Genomic DNA, 3,814 nt, shown 5'->3' on the forward strand with positions numbered 1-3,814 from the left:
CGAATTGGGATCAAATGGTAGTATCACCTACGTGTATGTGTTTAGCATTACAGCTTTACTTATATTGTTCATCGCTATCATCAACTATGTAAATCTTACCACAGCACGGTCATCTATCCGCATTAAAGAAATTGGTGTACGCAAGGTGATCGGATCTGACAGGACACAGCTCATGATCATGTTCTTCACAGAATGTATCCTGTTAACCTTTATCTCTACCGTTTTAGCGGCTACTATTATCCAACTTGTACTGCCTGCGTTTAACCAACTATCGGGCAAAACTTTAGTGCTGCTGCAATTTGGTACGGTAAAAACCATTATCGCGTTTATTGGCTTTAGCTTAGTGGCAGGCATATTAAGCGGTATCTACCCGGCATTGTTCCTTTCAGGTTTTAAAACCATACCGGCTATGAAAGGGCAACTGGGCAACCAGTTCTCAACCATCTTGTTCCGCAAATCGTTAGTGGTGTTCCAGTTTGTGATCACTATTGTGATGATAGCCGGTTCATTTATCATCTATCAGCAATTAAATTACTTCCAAAAACGTGACCTGGGTTTCAACAAGGCGCAAACGCTTACCTTCCATATCAATAACCGCGATGTTAGGGGCAAGGTAGATGCTTTAAAACAACAGCTATTACTAAACCCAGCCATTGAAGCTGTAGGCGTGGCTGGTAACCCAATAGGCAATAACAACATAGGTGGCGGCGATTTTAACCTGGGCGCTGATGGTAAAGCCACATCCGAATCGAAGATTGTACAAAACCTGCAGATAGACGAGGATTTTATCCCAACTATGCAGATAAAAATGGCGGGTGGCCGCAACTTTGCAAAAAATATTCCAAGTGATGTTACCGATGCCATATTGGTGAACGAAACCCTGGTTAAAGAACTGGGCTGGAAAGATGCCGTTGGCCGCCGTGTACGCACCGGTGTTGATAAGGATGGCAAGGTAATTACCCAAACTATTGTAGGTGTGGTGAAAGATTTTAACACCTATTCGCTACAGCACAAAATTGCCCCCATGACCATGGAACTCCCTGCTGAAGCAAAGGATAAGGACAACTTATACGTGCGTATTGCCCGGGGAAACATACAGGCATCTTTAGATTATATTTCAAAAACATACAGCCGGTTTGATATTGAGAACAAAGCCGAGTTCCATTTTCTTGACCGAAATTTCGCCGCACAGTACCAAACCGAACAAAAACAGGGAACCATTTTGCTGATATTCACCATACTGGCCATCAGCATTGCCTGCCTTGGCTTGTTTGGCCTGGTTACGTTTACTGCCGAGCAGCGAGTTAAAGAAATTGGTATCCGCAAGGTACTGGGTGCGAATGTAACCAGCATTGTACAATTGCTATCAACCGATCTGATGAAGTTAGTGCTTATCGCTATCCTTATTGCAAGCCCTATAGCCTGGTTTGCAATGGATAAATGGCTGCAGGATTTTGCTTACAAGATCAGCATTAACTGGTGGGTATTTTTGCTGGCAGGTGGCGGCGCCGCTTTCATAGCACTGGCAACCGTAAGCTTACAATCTATAAAAGCGGCATTAACAAACCCGGTAAAAAGCTTACGAAGCGAGTAACGATAAAGTTGATAGTAAGTAAAGGCTATGAACCATAAAACAAAAATAAAACACATGCAACCTATACCACTTAAAAGTGGTCTTATTATAAACTCAAACCATAACATGAAAAAGTATTTCCTTATATTATTAATGGCCGCACCCGCTTGCCTTGCATCGGCACAGGATAACAAAACGCCATACTACACCCGTTCGTTAGCCAGCGATGGCATAAAACATGTGTTTGTGAACACCAGCGGCGGCAGTATTTCTGTAAGCGGCGCCGGCGACCAGCAACCACACATAGATGTTTATGTAACCGGCAACAGGATTGGGCAGCTAAGTAAAGAAGAGATAAAAAAACGCCTCGAGGAGAATTATATTCTTGATATTGATATTAAGAACGGCGAATTGCACGCCACAGCTAAAAGCCGCCGCAGTTTAAACTGGAGTAACAGATCATTAAGCATCGGCTTTAAAGTTTATGTTAACAGAGAGGCTGCTACCAATTTAAACACCAGCGGTGGCAGCATTCACCTGGATAACCTTACCGGTGCGCAAAACTTTGAAACCAGCGGTGGCAGCATCAGCGTAGATAAAGTAAACGGCATAGTTAAAGGCGAAACCTGTGGTGGCAGCATCAATGTATCAAACACCAAGCCTTCAATTGATATGGAAACCAGTGGTGGCAGCATCACAGCCATAAACTGCCAGGGCACTATTAAATTAGAAACCAGCGGTGGCTCGTTAAACTTAACCGATTTAAATGGCAACATCAACGCGCAAACCAGCGGCGGAAGTGTTAAAGGCAGCAATATTGAGGGCGAACTGATAACCGGCACATCGGGCGGCAGTGTTAATCTTACCGGTATTTCTGGTAGTGTTGATGCATCTACAAGCGCAGGCGGCATCCATGTACAAATGAACAAGATAGGCAAATACGTTAAGCTTGATGGCAACTCGGGCCATGTTGACCTTACAATACCAAAACAAGGTGTAGACCTTGACCTGCGCGGCGATAACGTGCACCTTAACGTTACCAATGCTGATTTTAGCGGCCGTAAAGAAAAAGAAGCCATTGTAGGCAAATTAAACGGTGGCGGCCCATTGGTTCAGGTGCGCGGCGACGGTACTGTTAATGTATCATCAAACTAAAAAATAGCACACACATTAAAAAACGGGGTATATGTTTAAGAATTATTTAAAAATTGCCTGGCGAAACATAGCCAAGCATAAGGGCTTTTCATTAATTAACGCAGGTGGCCTGGCATTAGGCATGGCAAGTTGCCTGCTTTTGCTGTTATATGTAACATACCATCTTAACTACGATAAGCAGTTTAAAAATATCGATAATATATACCTTGTTGAGAATAACCAGCCCGGCGATGGTAAAATTTACACCTTTGCCGCTACACCAAGGCTGGCGGCAGCAACCATCAAAACCGAAATACCGGATGCTGTACGGGCAGTAAGAACTATTACCTACACCGCCGAAGGTTTGCTTACCTACAAAAACAACAGCTTTAAAAAATCGGGCATATTTGCTGATGACGGTTTCTTTGATATATTCTCCTATCACTTTATTAAGGGTTCGGCATCAAGCGCGTTAAAAGCGCCAAACGCTATCATCATTACTCAAAAACTGGCTAAAACCCTTTTTGGCGATGAAGACCCGATGAACAAGATCGTAAAACGTAACAACCAGTTACCACTAACGGTTACCGGTGTAATTGAGGATGTACCGGCAAACGCTACCTTCCAGTTTGAGTTTGTTTTACCCTGGGTTATTTTCGAGGATTCGAACGCCTGGGCAAAAAATGCAACCTGGGGCAGCAACTTTGCACGTACTGTTGTACAATTAAAAGATCCATCTGCTTTGGGTAAGGCCAACAACATCATGAAGAACATGGTAGAAAGGCATAACGATGGTAACAAGAACCAGTTGTTTCTTTATCCTTTTAAAAAGCTCCACCTGTATTCGGAATTTGTTGAAGGTAAAGCCGTAGGAGGGATGATAGACCAGATAAAACTTTTCATCACCCTGGCTATTTGTATTTTGCTTGTTGCCTGCGTAAATTTCATGAACCTGAGCACAGCCCGTTCAGAAGAGCGCGCCAAAGAGGTTGGTATCCGCAAGGCTATCGGCTCAAACAGGGCATCGCTTATCAGTCAGTTTATTACCGAGTCGGTAATTTTGTCGTTATTATCCACGGCAGTTGCTATTGGTATTGTTATTATTTC

Annotated in this window: 3 protein-coding genes; all 3 read left to right on the plus strand. The window is 43.4% G+C overall.

The genetic code is table 11. The annotated features are described in order from the left end of the window. A partial coding sequence (locus WC615_RS22790) for an FtsX-like permease family protein (protein ID WP_372980322.1) occupies nucleotides 1-1,594 on the plus strand: 1,594 nt, incomplete at its 5' end. A gap of 105 nt (nucleotides 1,595-1,699) precedes the next feature. Next, nucleotides 1,700-2,728, plus strand: a complete 1,029-nt coding sequence (locus tag WC615_RS22795; RefSeq protein WP_372980323.1) for a DUF4097 family beta strand repeat-containing protein — start codon at nucleotides 1,700-1,702, stop codon at nucleotides 2,726-2,728. Between the two features lie 31 nt (nucleotides 2,729-2,759). After that, nucleotides 2,760-3,814: ABC transporter permease (locus WC615_RS22800; protein ID WP_372980324.1), on the plus strand; the 1,055-nt coding region annotated here is incomplete at its 3' end.

This window comes from Mucilaginibacter sp. (assembly GCF_041663085.1).
In the GTDB taxonomy this organism is placed as follows: domain Bacteria; phylum Bacteroidota; class Bacteroidia; order Sphingobacteriales; family Sphingobacteriaceae; genus Mucilaginibacter.

Coding starts and splice junctions, on each gene's coding strand:
- WC615_RS22795 (WP_372980323.1), top strand. CDS start 1,700: ATGAAAAAGTATTTCCTTATATTATTAATGGCCGCACCCGCTTGCCTT.